The 18,385-nt window shown below is 68.8% G+C and carries 19 protein-coding genes; 11 read left to right on the top strand and 8 right to left on the bottom strand.

All coding sequences use genetic code 11. The features are described from left to right. Complete coding sequence (locus AB0J62_RS06385; protein ID WP_363864998.1) at positions 1-1,827, bottom strand: beta-L-arabinofuranosidase domain-containing protein; 1,827 nt, start codon at positions 1,825-1,827, stop codon at positions 1-3. A 122-nt stretch (positions 1,828-1,949) separates the two neighbouring features. Between AB0J62_RS06385 and AB0J62_RS06390 the strand changes: the two genes are divergently transcribed. The 3 genes from AB0J62_RS06390 to AB0J62_RS06400 are packed head-to-tail and all read left to right on the top strand — an operon-like array spanning position 1,950 to position 4,999. Beyond that, complete coding sequence (locus AB0J62_RS06390) at positions 1,950-2,948, top strand: LacI family DNA-binding transcriptional regulator (protein ID WP_363865000.1); 999 nt, start codon at positions 1,950-1,952, stop codon at positions 2,946-2,948. Between the two features lie 53 nt (positions 2,949-3,001). Next, complete coding sequence (locus AB0J62_RS06395; protein ID WP_363865002.1) at positions 3,002-4,180, top strand: hypothetical protein; 1,179 nt, start codon at positions 3,002-3,004, stop codon at positions 4,178-4,180. Positions 4,181-4,189: 9 nt separating this feature from the next. Then, the gene (locus tag AB0J62_RS06400) at positions 4,190-4,999 is read left to right on the top strand and encodes a TrmH family RNA methyltransferase (RefSeq protein WP_363865004.1); all 810 of its coding nucleotides are present in this window, start codon (positions 4,190-4,192) and stop codon (positions 4,997-4,999) included. On the opposite strand, the gene AB0J62_RS06405 is transcribed toward AB0J62_RS06400, so the two are convergent. Further along, complete coding sequence (locus AB0J62_RS06405; RefSeq protein ID WP_363865006.1) at positions 4,982-5,776, bottom strand: methyltransferase domain-containing protein; 795 nt, start codon at positions 5,774-5,776, stop codon at positions 4,982-4,984. The genes AB0J62_RS06400 and AB0J62_RS06405 overlap by 18 nt on opposite strands. 163 nt (positions 5,777-5,939) lie before the next feature. On the opposite strand from AB0J62_RS06405, the gene AB0J62_RS06410 reads away from it, so the two are divergent. Next, entirely contained in the window at positions 5,940-6,692 is a 753-nt protein-coding gene (locus tag AB0J62_RS06410; protein ID WP_363865008.1) for an isocitrate lyase/phosphoenolpyruvate mutase family protein, read from the top strand. Here the strand turns inward: AB0J62_RS06410 and AB0J62_RS06415 are convergent. Then, the gene (locus tag AB0J62_RS06415) at positions 6,671-7,927 is read right to left on the bottom strand and encodes an AlkA N-terminal domain-containing protein (RefSeq protein WP_363865010.1); all 1,257 of its coding nucleotides are present in this window, start codon (positions 7,925-7,927) and stop codon (positions 6,671-6,673) included. The genes AB0J62_RS06410 and AB0J62_RS06415 overlap by 22 nt on opposite strands. A gap of 84 nt (positions 7,928-8,011) precedes the next feature. On the opposite strand from AB0J62_RS06415, the gene AB0J62_RS06420 reads away from it, so the two are divergent. Genes AB0J62_RS06420 through AB0J62_RS06435 form a run of 4 tightly spaced genes read left to right on the top strand, consistent with a single transcriptional unit; the run spans position 8,012 to position 10,694 of the window. Beyond that, a complete protein-coding gene (locus tag AB0J62_RS06420) occupies positions 8,012-8,548 on the top strand; it encodes an AAA family ATPase (protein WP_363865012.1) in 537 nt (178 codons plus the stop codon). Positions 8,549-8,582: 34 nt separating this feature from the next. Beyond that, positions 8,583-9,266 carry an RraA family protein gene (locus AB0J62_RS06425; protein ID WP_363865014.1) on the top strand — a complete coding sequence of 228 codons (684 nt, stop codon included), beginning with the start codon at positions 8,583-8,585 and terminating at the stop codon, positions 9,264-9,266. Further along, positions 9,263-10,147, top strand: a complete 885-nt coding sequence (locus tag AB0J62_RS06430; protein WP_363865016.1) for an oxidoreductase — start codon at positions 9,263-9,265, stop codon at positions 10,145-10,147. The genes AB0J62_RS06425 and AB0J62_RS06430 overlap by 4 nt, the downstream gene beginning before the upstream one ends. Before the next feature lie 34 nt (positions 10,148-10,181). Next, positions 10,182-10,694 (top strand): hypothetical protein, encoded by a 513-nt coding sequence (locus tag AB0J62_RS06435; RefSeq protein WP_363865018.1) that lies wholly within the window; start codon positions 10,182-10,184, stop codon positions 10,692-10,694. Here AB0J62_RS06435 and AB0J62_RS06440 read toward each other — a convergent pair. After that, entirely contained in the window at positions 10,687-11,571 is an 885-nt protein-coding gene (locus AB0J62_RS06440) for an LLM class flavin-dependent oxidoreductase (protein ID WP_363865020.1), read from the bottom strand. The two genes, AB0J62_RS06435 and AB0J62_RS06440, sit on opposite strands and share 8 nt — an antisense overlap. Positions 11,572-11,663: 92 nt before the next feature. Here AB0J62_RS06440 and AB0J62_RS06445 point away from each other — a divergent pair, with 92 nt between their 5' ends. The 3 genes from AB0J62_RS06445 to AB0J62_RS06455 are packed head-to-tail and all read left to right on the top strand — an operon-like array spanning position 11,664 to position 12,779. After that, entirely contained in the window at positions 11,664-12,086 is a 423-nt protein-coding gene (locus AB0J62_RS06445; RefSeq protein WP_363865022.1) for a MarR family transcriptional regulator, read from the top strand. After that, entirely contained in the window at positions 12,083-12,481 is a 399-nt protein-coding gene (locus AB0J62_RS06450; protein WP_363865024.1) for an alpha/beta fold hydrolase, read from the top strand. The genes AB0J62_RS06445 and AB0J62_RS06450 overlap by 4 nt, the downstream gene beginning before the upstream one ends. Beyond that, positions 12,471-12,779: a hypothetical protein gene (locus AB0J62_RS06455; RefSeq protein ID WP_363865026.1), complete on the top strand. Its 309-nt coding sequence runs from the start codon at positions 12,471-12,473 to the stop codon at positions 12,777-12,779. The genes AB0J62_RS06450 and AB0J62_RS06455 overlap by 11 nt, the downstream gene beginning before the upstream one ends. Here the strand turns inward: AB0J62_RS06455 and AB0J62_RS06460 are convergent. The 4 genes from AB0J62_RS06460 to AB0J62_RS06475 form a co-directional block, all read right to left on the bottom strand. Continuing rightward, positions 12,751-12,915: a hypothetical protein gene (locus tag AB0J62_RS06460; protein ID WP_363865028.1), complete on the bottom strand. Its 165-nt coding sequence runs from the start codon at positions 12,913-12,915 to the stop codon at positions 12,751-12,753. The two genes, AB0J62_RS06455 and AB0J62_RS06460, sit on opposite strands and share 29 nt — an antisense overlap. Positions 12,916-13,177: 262 nt before the next feature. Then, positions 13,178-13,696: a YciI family protein gene (locus AB0J62_RS06465; protein ID WP_363865030.1), complete on the bottom strand. Its 519-nt coding sequence runs from the start codon at positions 13,694-13,696 to the stop codon at positions 13,178-13,180. Beyond that, on the bottom strand, positions 13,693-14,781 hold the full coding sequence (locus tag AB0J62_RS06470; RefSeq protein ID WP_363865032.1) for a hypothetical protein: 1,089 nt from the start codon (positions 14,779-14,781) through the stop codon (positions 13,693-13,695). Before AB0J62_RS06470 ends, AB0J62_RS06465 begins: the two co-directional genes overlap by 4 nt. A gap of 130 nt (positions 14,782-14,911) precedes the next feature. Further along, positions 14,912-18,331 carry a phosphodiester glycosidase family protein gene (locus AB0J62_RS06475; protein WP_363865034.1) on the bottom strand — a complete coding sequence of 1,140 codons (3,420 nt, stop codon included), beginning with the start codon at positions 18,329-18,331 and terminating at the stop codon, positions 14,912-14,914. Positions 18,332-18,385: the final 54 nt, after the last annotated feature.

Below are 18,385 nucleotides of genomic sequence, written 5' to 3' on the forward strand. Positions count from 1 at the left end.
TCAGCCCCTGGGAAGCCAGACCCGCATGGCACCGATCTCCCGGTTGGCCCATGCGTAGTACGGCACCGCGGTCACGTCGACCTCGTCGCCCAGGACATCCTGAGCGTCGACGACGAACGGCCATCCCGGCCGATGCCCCTCACCTCGGCGGCCCCGGCCCTTCAGAACGGTGACTCCGTCCAGCAGTTCCGACTCCTCGGCGGTAGGTGCCTCAGGCAACAAGTGCAGGTCGTCTACGTCTGCCTCGTTGTCGGCCTGCTCGACGGCGTACACCAACGGTCCGCGCTCGAGCGCTACGCACCCGCGCACTGCGTCGACGCGCGGATCGGCGCCTACTACGCGAGGTGTGAGCGGCAGGTGCAGCTCGATCTCGGCTGCTTCTACCCGGGCATACCCACCGGCGGCGACCGGATCACCGTTCACGGTCGCGCCCTCCGCCCACCCAGGAATGCGGAGCTCGACAACGGTCGGTTTCGGAGCCGTGATGCGAACCGTGCCGTCCCATGGGTACGCGGTCTCCACCTGCAGGTCGCCGATCACGCCGGTGGCGTACTGGTGGATCTGGATGGCGTCGTCGGTGGCAGTGGCCAGGTAGCCGTCGAGGCTCGCCAGGGTGCGCATGATGTTCGGCGGGCAGCAGGCGCAGTCGAACCAGCCGCGTCGACCGAGCGCCGGACTGCGCCCGTTGTCCGGGTGCGCCGCCCCGCGCAATTGCAGCGGGTTCACATAGAAGTACTCCGTACCGGCCAACGACACACCAGCGAGGAAGCCGTTGTAGAGCATCCGCTCGATCGCGTCGGCGTACGACGCCTCGCCCGTCGCGAGCAGCATCCGCCACGCCCACTGGATACCGCCGATCGCCGCGCAGGTCTCCGCGTACGCGCGGTCCGCCGGCAGCTCGTACTCGTCGCCGAAGGCCTCGCCCTCCCACCGCGCACCGAGACCGCCGGTGACGTAGGTCTTCGTCGACCACATGTGGTCGAACTGCCGCTTCAGCGCGTCGAGCAGCTCCGCGTCGTCGGTCTCCAGCGCGACGTCGGTCGCGCCGGCCGCCAGGTAGACCGCGCGGACCGAATGCCCCTCGACCGTCGTCGCCTCGCGGACCGGGACGCGGTCGGAGAAGTACGTCGGCGAGTGGCCGTGGTTCTCGATGATTCCGTGCCCGCGCGCCTCGACGAACCACTTGGCCAGGTCGAGGTACGCCGCCGTACCGGTTTCTCGATAAAGCTCGACCAGGGCCATCTCGATCACCGGGTGGCCGTCGACGTCAACGGTCTTGCCGTCGCCGAACGTCGCCACCAGATGATCCGCGAGCTTGGTCGCAACCTCGAGCAGGGCGGTGTCGCCGGTGCAGCGGACCTGGGCGACCGCGGCCTGGATCAGGTGGCCCGCGCAGTAGTGCTCGTGGCTCCAGACGAGCTGCTGGTAGCGCCCTTCATCGCCGTACCTGAGCTGGACGACCGAGTCGAGGTACCCGTCCTCGCGCTGCGCGGCCGCGACCACGGCGGTCAGATCGCGGATGCGCTTGAGCAGGTCCTCGTCCGGGTTGCGCCCGTACTCCCAGGCCGCGGCCTCGAGCCATTTGTAGACGTCGGAGTCGGCGAAGACCGGACCGATCGCCTCGCCCTCGCCGATGCCGGCGGCCAGGCGGAGGTTCTGCAGGTTGCCGGCCTTCTCGAGCTGGTCCTGGCCGCTGGGGATCGCGTCGAGACCGTTACGGGTCTGCCGCGGCGCCCAGAAGCCGCCGGTGATCGTGGCCTGGCCGAGTCCGAGGGGGCGCCGGCGCCCCTTGGTCGTGGCGGCCGGGCTGCGGGTGACTGCACTCATCTCTCGCGGCTCCTGAGTTAGGAAAATTCAGAACACGTTTTCCTGGACGAAGGTAGAGCCGTTGGTGGCGGCGGTCAACCCTTGGGGCTAGACTTCCGGAAACCTCGGAAAGGAGTTGCCGGATGGCGTCACCGCTGCGCTCGCAGCCGCGGATCACCGACGTGGCCGCCTTGGCGGGTGTCTCCACGAGCACAGCGTCGAAGGCTCTCAACGACACCGGTCAGCTCCGCGAGGAGACCCGCGAGCGGGTGCGACGGGCCGCCGAGCAGCTCGGGTTCACACCGGACAGCCGCGGCCGGGCGTTGTCGTCCGGGCGGAGCTTCACGGTCGGACTGATCACGACCGACAGCTCCGGGCGGTTCAGCATCCCGATCATGCTCGGCGCGGAGGACGCGCTGAGCGCCGGCGAGATGGCGCTCGTGCTCTGTGACACCAGGGACGACCCGCTGCGCGAGCAGCACTACCTGAAGTCGCTGGTCTCCCGCCGGGTAGACGGCATCATCGTCACCGGTCGGCGGACCGAGCCGCGAGCGCCGATCGACGTACCGATCCCGGTCGTCTACGCATTCAGCCCGTCGACCGATCCGGACGACACGTCGGTGATCGTCGACGACCACGGCGGCGCCGCCTCGGCCGTGCGGCACCTGCAGTCGCTCGGTCGCTCCAAGATCGCGCATGTCACCGGCCCCGACTCCCACCACAGCGCGCAGGTCCGCGCCGCGGCCACCGTCGAGGCGGCCGGTGACGCGTTCGCCGGTGAGCCGCTGCACGGCGAGTGGAGCGAACGCTGGGGCCGGCACGCGGTCGACGTGCTGCTCCGGGCGCACCCTGCCGTCGACGCGATCGCCTGCGGCAGCGACCAGATCGCCCGCGGGGTCTGCGACCGGCTGCGCGAGCTGGGGCGCTCGGTCCCGGACGACATCGCGGTCACCGGTTACGACAACTGGTCGGTGATGGCACTCGCGAGCCGGCCGCCGCTCACCACCGTCGACATGGAGCTCGAGGAGCTCGGCCGGCGGACGGCGAATCTGCTCCTCGACGCGATCGCGGGCTCGGCCCATCACGGCCCGATGGAGCTGCCTACCCGTCTGATCACCCGGGAATCGACACTGGGAACCTGAACGTCACCTTCACGACTCCCAGTAGTCGCTGAACGGGCCCTAGATTTGTTCGGGTGCTGCGCAAGCTCGTCATCGGCGTAGCGGTGATCGCCACGCTCGTGGCGGGGGTGGGCACCGCACGCCTGGTTCTGGATCCCACCGGTGGCGTGATCAAGCAGCTCGCATTCCTGCGGGCCGAGATCGAGGACGGAGCGGATCGAGCTGCGCAGAAACAGTTTCCGGAGGGGTATTTCTTCCTGAACGTGCTGTACGGACTCAGCTGGGTCCAGGTCGGTCTCGACGACCCGGCACACTCGGCCGACGCGACCGCCGAGGTCCGCTGGTCCCTCGATCGACTCGCCGGCACGGACGGTACGGCGCCCTTCGACGAGTCGCTGCAACCGCAGTACGGCGTCTTCTACGCGGGTTGGACGAACTGGTTGCGGGGCGGGCTGATCGCACTCGGCCACTCCGACGCTGCCGACCTCGACACGTTCACCAGCGAGTCGGTCGAGCTCGCCACCGCGTTCCGGACCGCGAGGACGCCGTTCCTCGCGGCGTACCCAGGTCAGGCCTGGCCCGTCGACTCGGTCGTCGCGATCGCTTCACTACGCCAGTACGACGCATTGGTCGCGCCGCGGTTCGGGCAGATCGCGCGGAACTGGGTGACGATGGCCAAGACCAAGCTGGATCCGGCGACCGGGCTGCTCCCGCATCAGGTGGCGCCGCAGGTGTCCGGTGCGCGCGGCTCGTCGCAGGCGATGATCCAGCGCTTCCTCGTCGACATCGACCCGACGTTCGCACGAACGCAGTACGAGATCTTCAAGGACAAGTTCGTCACCGGGGCCGGCGTCCGCGAGTACCCGAAGGGCGCCGGCGGCAAGGGCGACGTTGATTCGGGGCCGCTGGTGTTCGGGATGAGTCTGTCCGCGACCGTCGTTGCGATGGGAGCGGCGCGGGTGCACAACGATCCGCTCGGGGACCGGCTCGGACGGGAGGGCGAGCTGCTCGGGCTTCCGCTCTCCGGGTTGAAGACCAAGCGGTACGTGTTCGGCGCGGTGCCGATCGGGGACGCGTTCCTGGCCTGGTCGACCTCCGCGCGGCCGTTGGTCGCGCCCGAGCAGCCAAAGTTCGACGGCGGCTCCTGGTGGTGGCGACTTCCATGGCTGCTGGTGCTGTGGTTGCCTGCACTGGTTCTGTGGTGCGGGCTCCGGCTCAGGCACCGGGGCCGACGACGCAGGCGTGCACACTAAGGTGGTTCTGTGCAACGGATCTCGTCGCGGAACGCCAGGTTCCAGGTGTGGCAGGCGTCGCTGACCAATCGGACCAAGCGGCAGCGCGCCGGCGAGTTCCTGGTCCAGGGTGTGCGGCCGATTTCTGTTGCCGTAGACAACGGTTGGCCGGTGCGGACGGTGATCACGGACGCCTCCCGGCCGCTGTCGAAGTGGGCGTCCGAGCTACTGCGGCGACTCCCGGACGTAGAGCGGGTCGCGATGGCGCCGGAGCTGCTGGCCGAGCTCGGCGAGAAGGACGAGGCGGCGGAGCTGATCGCCGTACTCGAGCTGCCGGCTGACGATCTCGACCGTATCCCGGTCCGGCCGGACTTCCTCGGGGTCGTGTTCGACCGGCCGACCGGGCCGGGGAACATCGGGTCGATCATCCGGTCCGCGGATGCGTTCGGCGCGGACGGGTTGATCGTCACCGGACATGCGGCCGACGTGTACGACCCGAAGGCGGTCCGCGCGACGACGGGATCGCTGTTCGCCGTTCCCGCCGTCCGCGCGCCATCCCATCGCGAGGTCCTCGACTGGGTCCGCCGTTCCTCGATCCCGATCGTTGTCGTCGGCACCGATGAGCACGGATCGACGGACGTCTACGACTTCGACTTCACGCAGCCGGTCCTGCTCCTGATCGGCAACGAGACCGCCGGCCTGAGCACGGCCTGGAAAGAAGCGGCCGACCACCTGGTCCGCATCCCCATCACCGGCTCGGCCAGCTCGCTCAACGCGGCCAACGCCGCAACGGCAGTGCTGTACGAGATCTCTCGCCAGCGTTCACGCCCGGCACAGTAGTTCACCGTGCAGGACGGAAATGGTCGCGTCCGGCGTGGTCGTCCACGTCCGCCAAGCCTGCGAGATCGCTTCTAGCTGCTGCTCCGGTACGCCGGATGCGCGGGCCTGGTCCGCGAGGGCGGACTTGAGGATGCGATCCGCCCACATGCCACCCCAGAACGCACGGTCCTCGGGGTTGGTGAACGCCCAGGTCGACGTCGTCGCATCGACGTTTTCGAAGCCGGCGGCCAAGGCCCAGGACAGGAGGCGTCGGCCCGCATCCGGCTCGCCGCCGTTGGCGCGGGCCATCCGCTGATAGAGCGCCATCCATTCGTCCAGCTCGGATAGCTCCGGGTACCAGACGAATCCGTGGTAGTCCGAGTCGCGGACCGCGACGATCCCGCCGGGCTTGCAGACCCGGCGCATCTCGCGCAAGGCCTGCACCGGATCTGCGACGTGCTGTAAGACTTGGTGCGCGTGCACGACGTCGTACGTATCGTCCGGCAGTTCCAGCGCGTGCACATCGCCGACGACGAACTCCACGTCGAGGTCCAGATCCGCGAACGTTGCCCTGGTGATGTCGAGCGCGGCGTCATTGGCTTCCAGCGCGGTGGTCCGGCCGGGCTCGACCAGGCGGGCGAGATCGGCGGTGATCGTGCCGGGACCGGCGCCGACGTCGAGCAACGACATCCCCGGCCGCAGGTGCGCCAGCAGATAGCCGGCCGAATTCTCCGCGGTACGCCAGCTGTGCGATCGCAGTACCGACTCGTGATGTCCGTGCGTGTACACGTTGTTCATCCCAGGCTCCTTTGCCCTCTCCGACAGTGTCCACGCTAATCCACAATCTTGATTTATGAGACATATTGTCTTGAAATACGAGACAACGTACATGACCGAATATGGCCAGACCGAGGACACGGCGGTAGGCGAACCTTGAGGAACAAACCTCAGGAGGATGCGGATGCGGAGCGAGCAGAACGAGTTGGCACGACAGTTGCGTGCCCTGCACGAGGGGCCGCCGCTCGTGCTGCCGAACGCGTGGGATGCGGGTTCGGCACGAGCGATCGAGGCCGCGGGAGCGAAGGCGATCGCGACGACGAGTGCGGGTGTTGCCTGGGCGCATGGTGTCGACGATGCCGGTGGGCTCGATCAGCAGTCGGCGGTCGCGGCGCTTCGGTTGATCTGCGCGGCGGTGTCGGTGCCTGTGACCGCTGACATCGAGGCCGGGTACGGCGATGTCGCGGGCACGGTGACCGGCGTACTCGAGGCCGGCGTGGTCGGCGTGAACCTCGAGGACAGCACCGGGCGGGTGCTCGATGATCCGTCGGTCCACGTCGAGCGGATCAAGGCGGCGCGGGCCGCGGCTGTTGCCGCGGGCATCGAGCTGGTGATCAACGCACGGACCGATACGTACCTGTTCGGCGACAAGACCGGCACGCTCGAACGCGCGAAGCTGTACGCCGATGCGGGTGCCGACGTCCTGTTCGTGCCCGGCGTGGTCGACGCGGCGACGATCGCGGAGCTCGTCGAGGGATCGCCACTGCCGCTCAACGTGATGGTCGGTCCGGGCGCTCCCACCGTCGGCGAACTCGCAGAGCTCGGCGTCGCCCGGATCAGCGTGGGCCCGGCGATCACCGGCGCGGCCTATGCCTTGGCAACCACTGCGGCAAAGGAACTGCTGACCACCGGCACCTACGACGCGCTGGTCAGCTGATAGACCGCGGCGAGCGAGCGCCACGGTTTGAGGCGCTCGCTCTCACCTGCCAGGGGCCAAGCGTCGCGCGCGCCGAGCCGGAGCGCGACCTCTTGTGCCGCGCGGTTGCTCATCACCCGCGTCAACGTCTTCACGTCAGCGTCGAGAATGATGTTGCCACCGGCAACTTCGCGGGCGAGCGGACCGACCAGCTCGGCATTGGTCAACGCGGCCGGCCCGGGGAAGGCGTGCGTCAGTCCGTGATCGAGCCCGGGCACGGGTACGCCGTACACCTCGACGAGCTTGTGCAACGCCTCGGTCGCGTCCTCCGGTGGAAGCTGATCGCGGACGAGCGCCGAAACCGCAACCTCGAACGGACCCCACGCACCCGGCACCCGAACGCCGGGCCGAGCCGCAACCAACGGCCCGAACTCCGGATCCGCCGCCAGCTGCGCACGGGCCGAGACCGGCTCGTAGTCCAGACCGACCAGGCACGCGGCCCGGTCCACGACATGCATCACGCCTTCCCAGAACGGAAGATGCGCGCGAAGGACCAGGTGATCATCGCCGCCCGCGCCCACCTCCAGCACACCCGGCTCACCGTCGATCGAGATCGTCCGCCGATACACACGGCCCTCGACCGACTCGACGCCCGGGATCGCCCTCGCCTGCAGGAACGCGCACATCGCCTCCCAGTCGTACGGCGGTGTGAACGGCAGTCGCAGTACCAAACCTCCATCGGCGGCCAAGCGATCGCCGCGACGCCGGCGATCGCGCAGCTCACGCGGTGACGCGCGGAAGATCTCCCGCATCGCCCGGTTGAACTGCCGCAGACTGCCGAAGCCCGACGCGAAGGCGACGTCCGCGATGCTGAGATCGGTGTCGTCCAGCAGTCGGCGCGCGAAGTGCGCCCGCCGCGACCGTGCGAACTGATCCGGAGTCACGCCCAGGTGGTCGTTGAACATCCGCCGCAGGTGCCGCGCCGACACCCCGAGCCGCGCCCCCAGCGCTTCCTCGCCGGACTCGTCCAGCAGGCCGGCGATGATCAACTGCACCGCGCGGCAGACCAGCTCCGGCGCCTCGTCCGCAACCGTCCCGGCGACGCGATACGGACGGCAGCGCAGGCAGGCGCGATACCCGGCCGCCTCGGCCGCGGCAGGCAGCTCGAACGTGCTCACGTTCTCCGCGAGCGGCTTGGCGCCACAGCCGGGCCGGCAGTAGATCCCGGTCGTCCGGACCGCCGAGTACGTCGTCACGGATCCAACGCTATTCACGCCCACCGACACTTTTCTCACCTGGTTTTACCCCGCGCGCCGACGGTCACCGCTAAGGTACGGCGGGTGCATTCGAAACCGATGCTTGTCGTGGTCAGCGGTCCGCCCGGGACCGGGAAGACGACGCTGGCGCACCGGATCGCGACCGCGATCGGCTGCCCGGCGATCTGCCGCGACGAGATCAAGGAAGGCATGGCGCACGCGACGCCGGGATTCGTCCCCGGGCCCGGGGACCCGCTCACGATGCGGACACTCTCGACGTTCTTCGACGTGATCGGTCTGCTGATCGGCCGCGGTACGACGGTCGTCGCGGAGGCGGCGTTCCAGGACCGGCTGTGGAACCCCGGACTGACCCCGCTGCTCGGCCGCGCGGACATCCGGATCGTGCACTGCGACGTACCGGCCGAGGTCGCACTCGCGCGGATCACCGCCCGCTCCGGCTCCGACCCGCGCCGCTCGGCGCACGAGGACGCCCAGATCAGCCCCGACGCCCGGCTCCGAACCCACAACTCCTTCCAGCCCGTCGACCTGCCGGTCCCCAGCATCACCGTCGACACCACGTATGAGCCGGCTCTCGACGAGATCCTTGCCTTCCTGTCCTAAGGTCGTCTCGGGAGCCGATCGAGAGGGGCCGGGGATGCTGGAACGGTTTGCGGAACTGACCACGGCGCATGTTGCCGATGCCTGTGTTCGCGCGGGTGTGCCGGTGCGGACGGTGTCGCTGACGGCTGTCGTCGGTCAGCGGGTCGCGGGGCGCGTGTTGCCGGCGCAGCATGTGGGCAGCGTGGACGTGTTCCTGGAGGCGTTCGAGTCCGCGGCTGCGGGCGATGTACTCGTCGTGGACAACGGCGGCCGGCGCGACGAGGCCTGTGTCGGCGATCTGGTGGCGCTGGAGGCGGCGGCTGCCGGGATCGCGGGGATCGTGATCTGGGGACTGCACCGCGACACCGTCGACATCACCGCGATCGGGATGCCGGTGTTCAGCCTGGGTGCCTTGCCGACCGGGCCGTTGCGGCTCGATCCGCAGCCCGCGGATGCGTTGTCCAAGGCAACGATCGGCGAGTGGACGGTGACCGGAGACGACGTCGTACTCGCCGATGAGGACGGCGCGCTCTTCGTCCCGGCGGATCGGGTGGCCGAGCTGTTCGGCCTGGCGGAGTCGATCCGGGACACCGAGCATCGGCAGGCGGACGAGATCCGGGCCGGCCGGTCGCTGCGGGAGCAGGTGCGGTTCGCGGAGTTCCTGGCCGCGCGGGCAGCCGATCCGTCCTTGACGTTCCGGCAACACCTCCGTGCGGTGAGGGGGGCGATCGAGGAATGACGACAGCAGCAGCGGCCGGCACCTGGAAGCTCGGCGACGTGACCGTCAACCGGATGGGCTTCGGCGCCATGCGGATCACGGCGAACCCGGATCGGTCGGTCGCGATCCAGGTACTGCGTCGCGCGGTCGAGCTCGGGGTGAATCACATCGACACGGCCGCGTTCTACGCGTCACCGGGTGGGACGCTGCAGGTCGGTGAGGGCGAGAAGCGATACGCGAACGAGCTGATCCGCGAGGCGCTGGCGCCGTACCCGGACGGTCTCGTCATCACGACGAAGGTCGGGCCGGGTGACGATGCGGAGCGCGGGTTCTACAACGCGACGACGGCCGCGGAACTGCGGGAGCAGGTGGAGACGAACCTGCGGCAGCTCGGCGTCGACGCGCTCGATGTGGTGAATCTGCGGATCGTCAAGAAGCCCGGCGAGGACTCGATCACCGAACGCTTCGGCTGGCTCGCGGAGCTCCGCGACGAGGGCCTGATCCGCCGGCTCGGCGTCTCGAACGTCCGGATCGACCACGTCGAGGAGGCGCTCGCGATCGCGCCGGTCGTCTGTGTGCAGAACAGCTACGCCGTCGACCTACGTCGCGACGAGGACCAGCTGATCGAATTCTGCGCCGAGCGCGACATCGCCTACGTCCCGTTCTTCGCGATCGCCGGCTCGTCCCGCGAAGGCGGCGCCACCACCGACCACTCGGCCGGCGTCGAGAAGATCGCCGCCACCCACGACGTCACCCCGCAGCAGGTCCGCCTCGCCTGGACCCTCCACCGCTCCCCCAACGTCCTCGCCATCCCCGGCACCGGCAACCCGTCCCATCTCGAGCAGAACATCGCCGCCGCAGCCCTCCAGCTCTCACCGGAAGAACTCGCCAGCCTGGACTGATCCCGCCGTACGCTCGGTGTCCAAGGGGGCACACATGCGTGGACGAATCATCGCCGTGGTTGGGCTTCTGGTCGCAGTACTGCTCGTCGGCCGGCTCGTCGACCGCAATCAGGGCAACGCGATCAAGGTGGGTGACGGCGAGACGACGGTTGGCCTACCGGTGGCCGGGCGCGATGTCGACGTCTACTTCTACGCGGCGGATCTGGAGGTCCGCGAGCCGATCCAGCTGGTGCAGGTCGTACCGAGGGTCGCGGATGACGGACTGAAGTTTGTCGAGGCTCGGGTTTATCGGCGGGACGCGTTCCCCGGCGGCGCATACATGAGCTGGACCGCCGGGAACCCCAGCGCCGGCGACCCGACCGGCGTGGCGTCCGTGCCGGTGGACGGGTATCGGTTGAGCGGAGATCCCGGCGATCGGGTGATCCTGTTCAAGGTGCGGGTGACGAGTGTGGAGCGTCCGCTCAAGGTGAGCGGGTTGCGGATCACTTACCGGAACGGCTTTCGGCAGCACACGCAGTACGTCAACGCGAACTACGAGATCAGGTGATCGCCGAGCGGACCGCGGGGACTACCTCCTGGGACCAGCGGGTCAGCTGGACGTCGTAGGGGTCCGCGCCGCGGGGGAAGAAGGTGAAGCCGGCGGCGTTGTGGTTGAGGATGGCGTCGGTGAGTTCCTCGACCCATTGGGACGGCGAACCGCCGATCCAGCGGCCGTCTTCATCTCGGGTACGGCGGAGCGGGGTCGCGGTGATCGCGCCGGGGAAGTTGTAGATCGTGGCGACGTCGGACGGTTTGCGACCGACGGACAGCGCAGCCTCGTCGATGATCGGGCGGGACCAGCGGTAGCGCTCGCTCAGCCAGTCGGCGGCGCGGCCGGGGATCCAGCCGTCGGCTTGGCGACCGGTCGCGGCGAGTGACTTCGGGCCGTTGGAGCCGGTCCAGATCAAGGGCGCCGGTACGGCGGCCGGCCGGAGCGCACCGATCGGGTAATGCTTCGTCGGCTGCGGGGATCCGCCGTCGGACATCGAATGCACCAACTGCATCGCCTCTTCGAACGCCTCGACTGCCTCGGCCGGACGCAGCTCCGGCACGCCCATCGTCGTGATCCGCTCCCACGCCCCACCGGCGCCGAGCCCCAGCACGAAGCGCCCACCGGACAGCGCCGACAACGACGTCGCCGTACGCGCGAGGACCGGCGCGGGACGCAGCGGCAGGTTGGTGACGTTCACGAACGCCGACAGCCGCTCGGTGCGGCCGAGAAGGAACGCGATCGCGGCGTACCCGTCGAGCAGGTCCGGAACGTACGGATGATCCGACAGGCTGACGTGGTCGAGCCCGTCCCGATCGGCCTGCTCAGCGAGCCGCAGGATCGCGGCGACGTCCCGCACCCCGTCCGGTGACCCGTATCCGAATCGCACGTTCATCTCGACTCCCTCAGATAGTTCGCTGTCCTAACTAGTAGTACCACGAATGATTAGAACAGCAAACTATTAGGCGACCGGACTATCATGGGGTCATGGTGACGACGACGGCTCGGGATTCCGACCTCGCGAGTGCGCTGGTCCAGACGATGCACCGGCTGCAGGACCTGCACGCCGAGACGAGCCGGCCGCTCGGCCTGACCCCGCAGCAGGCCCATCTGCTGTGCGTGCTGATCTCCGGCCCGCTCGGCATGACCGAGCTCAGCCGGATCCTGAGCATCGAGCGCTCGAGCCTGACGAGCATGGTCGACCGTCTCGAACGCCGCGACCTCGTCGCCCGCGTCGCCAACCCCACCGATCGCCGCGCCTGCCGCATCGAGCTCACGGCCGCCGGCAAGGACCTCGCCCACCAGTGTCACGACGCCGTCGTCGACCGCATCCAGGACCTCACCTCCGAGCTCCCCGCCGCCACCCGCACAACCCTCACCAAGGCCCTGCAGTCGATCCTCGCCCAATGACCTACCAGTACGCCGAGTTGGCCGGCGCGCGCATCGCCTACAGAGCAAGCGGTTCCGGCCCGGCGCTCGTGCTGATGAAGAACAACCGTCGCCCACTGGACTACCCCGTCGCCGACATGCTCGCCCAACGGTTCCGGGTGCTGCAGATCCACCCGGTCGGGTTCGGCGCCAGCGACCGCCCGGACGACTACGACTTCGGCAGCATCGGCGACCAGGTGCTCACAGTCCTCGACCGGGACGGCATCGATCAGTTCGCCATCTGGGGCTTCTCGCAGCCCGCCTGTATGTCCGCCGATCGCCGCCCGGTCAACGGATCGCGCGACCGCGCTCGTTATGGGTGGAGTCCCACCGATCGGCTTCCCGACCGACGGCGAGATGCGGCGGATGGAGCGTGAGCCGCGACTCCCCCGGCCCGCGCTGGAGTTCTGGCGGAGCTATCGCTCGTACGACTGGCATCACGAACTCCGGCTCTATTCCGGCACGAAGATCGCGTACCTCGGCACCGAGGACCCAGCGATCCGCCGGCTTCGCAAGCTCAAGCCGGTGCTCGAAGGCATCGGCTTCACGTACCTCGAGTTCGACGGCCTGACCCATTCCACCTGCGGCCTGGGCGACGCGTCGGCCGACGGTCGGCGCGTCGCCCAGGCTGTCGTGGATTGCCTGATCAGCCGCGGCGCAGTCGCTTCAGAGTGAACGACTCGAACTCCGACAGCTCCCCGCCGGACCCGAGTACGTCGTAGTACGTGACCGCCATCGTGGTCTGGCCGCCGGGGTGACCGGGGTCGACTGTGAAGGCTGCAAAGCCGTACGGGTGGGCGGCGTTGCGCACGCGGTCGTCGGCCAGGTTGGCTTGCCGAGCGTCGGCGTGCCCTGATCCCCGAAGCTGGTGAAGGTGAACTTGGCCCGGCCTTTCGGCGCGGTGTGGAAGGTCCCGAACTCGGCCTCGGCTCCTTCGTGTACGGCGGCCTACACGTACTCGTTGCCCGCGCGCAGCCGGCTGATCCGGGCGTGGTGGACGTACACGTTCTGCCCGGACTTGGCGTCGATGTAGCTGGTGCTGACCGCGGTCACGGTCCGCTCGGCACCAATTTTTACCGCCTGCCGCCGAACTCCCACGGATGTACTTCGGGGTTCTCGGCCTGGACCAGTACGGCGGCGGCCGCGGCGTCGGGCGCCTCGACGAGGGCCGCCCGCCCCACGTGGATGTCGCCGTCGAGCAGGTCGCCGTACACGATGAGGTGGTCCGACGTCAGCGGTCGCGGGCCGTCCTTGGTGAGGACCAGGTAGCGGCCGAGGCCCTCGACGGCGGTCGTGAACTCCCACATCGTGCGCCCGGTGAGGTTGCGGAAGCGGTACAGCTCGACCGTGTCGAAGGCGCCACCGACGTAGTACGGCTCGTCGTACGCGAAGATCTTCAGTGCCTCGTCGTCCGGGAGGTCGACGATGTGCAGACTGCCGGTCGATTCCTCCCGGTCCTCGGTGAGGGTCGGGCCGCGGGCGATCAGCTCCTTGGCGTACCGGTCCATGAAGGCCCAGTGCTCCTCGGTCAGCCGGCCCTTCAGTTCACCGGCGCCGGCACGATCGCGGCCGTAGACGAAGTACTGCGTCACTTGCCGGCCAGGTGCAGGCGCAGGATCGTGTCGTAGTCCACGATCTCCACACCCACCGCGGGCACCACCGTCTCGTGGCTCGGCACGATCAGCAGCTGCCGCGGGTCGGCGACGTCGACGTCGTACTTCGACTTCACCTGGGAGCGGTTGTCCGCGGTGCTGAGGTACTCCGTGTAGCGCTCGAGCTCGGCCGCGTTTTCGAGGACCGGTACCCGGAAGGAGCGGCGGCGCTTCTTGCCGTTGACCACGTCGACGACCGGGAGCTCGAGACGGCCGACGATGTGACGGCCGTCGGCGCGCTCGAGGATGAAGTCGGGCTGCAGGTCGTCGAGCGACGGCTGCCGGAGCAACCGGGTCGCGCCGAACGCCGACAGCAGGATGCTCTCGTGCTTGCCGAGGAACTCGTCGACGGTCGAATCCTGCAGACCGTGCGCGAGGTAGGTGCTCGCGAACGCGTCCGCCTTCAGCTCGGCCGGGTCGACCGGCAGGCTGATCGTGCCGATCGGGTCGAGGTGCGGCTGGGAGTTGGAGTAGTTCCGCAGGAAGTCCAGGTACTTGTCGACCGGCTCCGAGCGGTGGATCGCGAGTGCGAAGAACACCCAGTGCGCGCGCAGCGAGTCGCCGCCGCCGTGCACGAGCAGCGTCCGGTCGAACGTCGAGTAGTTGCCGGGCGCGAACCGCAACAGCTCGTCCGCCGGACCGACCAGCTCGTTCCCGAGCATGTTCACGGCCGTCGGGAACCGCTTGTCCAGCGAGTTCCGGCCGGTCTCGGTCGCGATCGTCGCGTCCTTGAACCAGTTCTGCCCTTCGAGGTTCGCCACCACGGTGCCACCGTCGCCGACGCCGAAGTACTCCTCGACGCTTGCCCGCTTCTGCCGCCGTACTTCGGGGCTCCGGTACTCGCGGCTCAGTCCGACCAGCTCGAGGATGTTCCAGTCCGGCGTCTCGGTCAGCACCATCATCCGCGGGAACAGCATCGGCCCGGGCAGCTCACCCCGGTGGCTCACCGGCAGGTGCCCGGCCGCCTCCTTCAGGTGTTCCCCCCAGAACTGCGCGTTCACCTTCACGAACTCAGTGGGTTTCATTGCTCTCCTCGCTCGGACATTCCGTCATAACCGACAACTCCCGCCCAAGCAGACCCTATTCCCCAGGCCTTCCCGACAGGCCGAGGCCCGGCCGGGGGCGTTCCCGGCCGGGCCTCGGTAGTTGCTTGGATCAGCGAACCACTTTGATCGTGGTTGCGGTCGTGATCGGCGCGAGCGACGCCTCACCGGAGTACGCACGCATCGAGTCGTTCGTGACCGACACGGCGACGGTGCCCGGACGCAGCGCGGTCAGAGTCCGGGTTACCGGATCCAGTACGGCGACCTTCCCGGCGTTCCGCGCCTTCTTGATCGCGTCTGATCCGGAGCCGATGGCGAGACCGGACGAGCCGCTCCAGTGCACCGACATCGGGTAGCGCAGCGGTACGACGCGAGTACCGGCGCCGACGCCCTCCGGCTGCACGATGCTGCCGTTGAGCTGGGCGGACGTTCCGGCCGGCAGCGAGGTCGGCGCGTTGAGCGTGATCGACTGCGCGAACGCCCGAACGTCTGCCTCGAGCCACTGCTGGTCGGCGGGTTTGTGCACGTCGACCGACCAGTCGACCCATCCCGTGAAGCCGCCGCGGTCCGGCGTACCGTACGGGTCTTTTCCGGACGACGGGAGCACCGTGTACGGCACGCCCTCGACCCGGTGCACGTTGGCGACCTGCGCGTGCGAGCCGACCATGGCGGCGCCCTTGTCGGTCTTGCCGCGGAAGTCGGTCAGCATCTTCTCGATCAGCGCGACCTCGTCGCGGTCACCGAGCTGGCTGGCCTTGGTCTCCTCCGGGTCGTCGACCGGGTGGTGCGCGAAGACCATCACATTGTGGATCGACTTGTCGCGGGCGGCCGTGTCCAGCGCGACCTTCAGCATCGGGAGCTGGTCCCATGCCGACGTACGCAGGGTGCCGAGCGAGCTGGCGAGCAGGATGAAGCGGGTGCCCTTGTGGTCGAACGTCCGGTACGGCTGACCGAACTCCTTGGTGAAGTTGGTCAGATCCTGCTGGACGTTGTTGAGCCCATAGGACTCGTGGTTGCCCGGCACGTAGTAGCACGGGACCGTCGAACCGTGCGGCGTGCTGTTGGGCGGCGGCTCCTGACCGACCGGGATCAGGTCGCAACCCGCGTCGGTGAGCACCTTGCGCGCGAGCGACAGATCCTCCGGCAGCCCACGGTCGGTGATGTCGCCGTTCAGGACGACCAGGTCCGGTTTCGTCTTACGGATCCGGGCGAGCGCCGCCGTCGCGACCTGCGACAGGGCCGGGTTGTCGGCGGTGAACTGGACGTCCGACAGCGTCGCGAACTTCCAGGTGTCGTGCCCGCCGGGCAGGCTGCCGTCGGCCGAGATGAGCGGGTCGGCGACCAGATCGGGCTGGGCCGGCAGGTCGACCGACGTGGGTACGTCGGCCTCGAACCGATCCAGGACGAACGTGCCCGCCTTCTGCTGGGCGACCGCGGTGTTGATCCCCTGAAACGACGAGATCGCGATCGGGTACACCGTGTTCGCCGGCAGCGTCCAGGTGATCGTCTGGTAGTCCGGGCTCGCCTTCAGGCCCGGGCCGTACACGCCGAGGGACTTGCCGTTCCCGTCGATGAGACCGAGGTAGTCGAGCCCGCTCGGCACGTCGATGCTCGACTTGATCCGCAGCCGCAGCCGCAGCGGCTGCCCCGGGACCTGGATCCGGTTCGCGGCGCCGACGGCCGAGATGCCGACGTTCCGCATCGCGGGGAAGTCGATGCGCAGCCCGTCGGGATCGACCGAGCGGGTGGTGGCCGCCGTACTGTTGTTGGTCCACCGGCTGATTACGTCGTCGTCGAACTCGTAGACGACCTTCGTCTGTACGCCGACCGTGATCGGCAGCTTCACTTCGTGGCCGGCGGCGCTCATCGTGAGGATCGTGCCGGCATTGGACAGCGGCGTGATCTTCAGCTTGCCGTCGACCGGCTGTACGTCGACCACTGTGTGGTCGTAGTCCAGCTTCAGGTCGCGCGGGTCGACGGGCGCCGTATAGCCCTGTCCGTCGCGGCCGGTGACCGCGACGCTGACGGCGTCGGCGGCGGTCGCGTCAGGAATCGACAGCTTGCCGGTCGACGGCTCCAAGCTCGTCAGCGGCCCGAGTACGTCGACCTTCTGCGAGGCGTGGACTTTGCCGTACGTCGTACTGACCGTGATCGGACCGCGCGCACCGGCGGTGAGTGACCCATCCTTGATGCTGCCGCCCTTCGCCTTCCACACAAGCTTTTTCGGGTCGGGCGTGACCGGGGTCAGGTGGTTGTCGACAGCTTTCACGGCGAGCCTGCGGTGCATCCCCGGGAAGACCTTGAGGCCGCCGTCCGCGGCGGCCTGGCCCGCGCCCGGCTTCAGCAACAGCTCGTCGACCTTGCCGTCACCCGGGCTGACAAAGACGCCGACGCCGTTCGGGTCGTTGCGCTCCTGGCCGTCCGACGGGTTGTTGCGGACCGAGACGCCGTCCTCGCCGAGGGCACGAGCGACCATCGTCGTCGAACCGCCGCCGTCGAGGTTGACCGCGGTCTCTACGCCGCGAGCCGCGAGTTCCTGTGCCTCGCGGTCGATGCCGATACCGCCCTTGCCGGTGCCGCCCGGGCCGTCCCAGGTGGCGAGAACCAGGGTGCGGCCGCCGTTCTTGAAGCCGAGCGCGGTCCGCGGGGCGATCGACGTGTCGAGACCGGGCACGACCTGGCCCTTGCTCACGATCGTCCCGCCCTGGCCGAGCGCGAACTTCATCGTCTTCGCGACGTCGTTGGCGAGCTCGTAGTGCAGCGTCAACGCGTCACCCGGCTGCAGCGCCCGCAGTTCGGTCGCTGCCGCGTCGCGGCCGACGAGGTAGAAGCCGTCCGCCGGGATCGGGCCGGAGCCGGCCGTCGGGCTCACGCTCACGACCTTGTTGTTCTGGACGAGCACCTCGGCGAGATCGGTGACGCCGGTGAATCCGCGGCCGCGGCTGTACTCACCCCAGGCCGACGTGTAGGCGACCAGGCCGTTCGCCGGGACTCCGCCGCCGTTCGCAGCGTTGAGGGTCAGCACCTTGTGGTCGGCGCCCGCGAACGTGGCGGTCGCATCCACAGCCAGATCGACCAGCTGCGCGATGCCGTCCTTGCTGACGCCGACATGCTGGCGGCCGCCGGCGTCGGCGGACTTGATCAGCTGACCGTTCTGGACCTCGCCGCCGAGGGCGGCGTTGCTGTTGCCGATGTCGAAGAACTCGCCGTTGACCCCCGCGACCGCGCCGGCTTTGTTGGCGGAGACGCTCAGCGGGCCACCGGATGCGACCGGGCCGGAGGTGAGCAGATCGGTGCTGACCGCCTTGTCAGCAAGATCGATGCTCAGGTACTGCGCGTCGATCCAGCCACGCTGGTCGACGCTCTTCACGTGATCGAGCGCGATGCCGGGCCCGACGCGCTCGGTCGTGTTGACCAGGGCGAGCCCGCCGGCCGGCGCGTCGGCGGCGTACCCGAGCGCTGGAAGGGACCACAAGGACGCAGCGGCCGCGGCGGCCACGCTGCCGGTCGCCAGACGATGAGGAGATTTCACTCCGCCACCGTCGACGTACGGAGCAACGCCTCGGTTAACCGTTGACGACATCAT

This window comes from Kribbella sp. NPDC049584 (assembly GCF_040675555.1).
In the GTDB taxonomy this organism is placed as follows: Bacteria; Actinomycetota; Actinomycetes; order Propionibacteriales; family Kribbellaceae; genus Kribbella.

Excerpts from the sequence above, each read along its gene's own strand:
- AB0J62_RS06385 (WP_363864998.1), bottom strand. The coding sequence starts at position 1,827 with ATGAGTGCAGTCACCCGCAGCCCGGCCGCCACGACCAAGGGGCGCCGG.
- AB0J62_RS06390 (WP_363865000.1), top strand. The coding sequence starts at position 1,950 with ATGGCGTCACCGCTGCGCTCGCAGCCGCGGATCACCGACGTGGCCGCC.
- AB0J62_RS06405 (WP_363865006.1), bottom strand. The coding sequence starts at position 5,776 with ATGAACAACGTGTACACGCACGGACATCACGAGTCGGTACTGCGATCG.
- AB0J62_RS06410 (WP_363865008.1), top strand. The coding sequence starts at position 5,940 with ATGCGGAGCGAGCAGAACGAGTTGGCACGACAGTTGCGTGCCCTGCAC.
- AB0J62_RS06425 (WP_363865014.1), top strand. The coding sequence starts at position 8,583 with ATGCTGGAACGGTTTGCGGAACTGACCACGGCGCATGTTGCCGATGCC.
- AB0J62_RS06430 (WP_363865016.1), top strand. The coding sequence starts at position 9,263 with ATGACGACAGCAGCAGCGGCCGGCACCTGGAAGCTCGGCGACGTGACC.
- AB0J62_RS06435 (WP_363865018.1), top strand. The coding sequence starts at position 10,182 with ATGCGTGGACGAATCATCGCCGTGGTTGGGCTTCTGGTCGCAGTACTG.
- AB0J62_RS06440 (WP_363865020.1), bottom strand. The coding sequence starts at position 11,571 with ATGAACGTGCGATTCGGATACGGGTCACCGGACGGGGTGCGGGACGTC.
- AB0J62_RS06445 (WP_363865022.1), top strand. The coding sequence starts at position 11,664 with ATGGTGACGACGACGGCTCGGGATTCCGACCTCGCGAGTGCGCTGGTC.
- AB0J62_RS06450 (WP_363865024.1), top strand. The coding sequence starts at position 12,083 with ATGACCTACCAGTACGCCGAGTTGGCCGGCGCGCGCATCGCCTACAGA.
- AB0J62_RS06455 (WP_363865026.1), top strand. The coding sequence starts at position 12,471 with ATGGAGCGTGAGCCGCGACTCCCCCGGCCCGCGCTGGAGTTCTGGCGG.
- AB0J62_RS06470 (WP_363865032.1), bottom strand. The coding sequence starts at position 14,781 with ATGAAACCCACTGAGTTCGTGAAGGTGAACGCGCAGTTCTGGGGGGAA.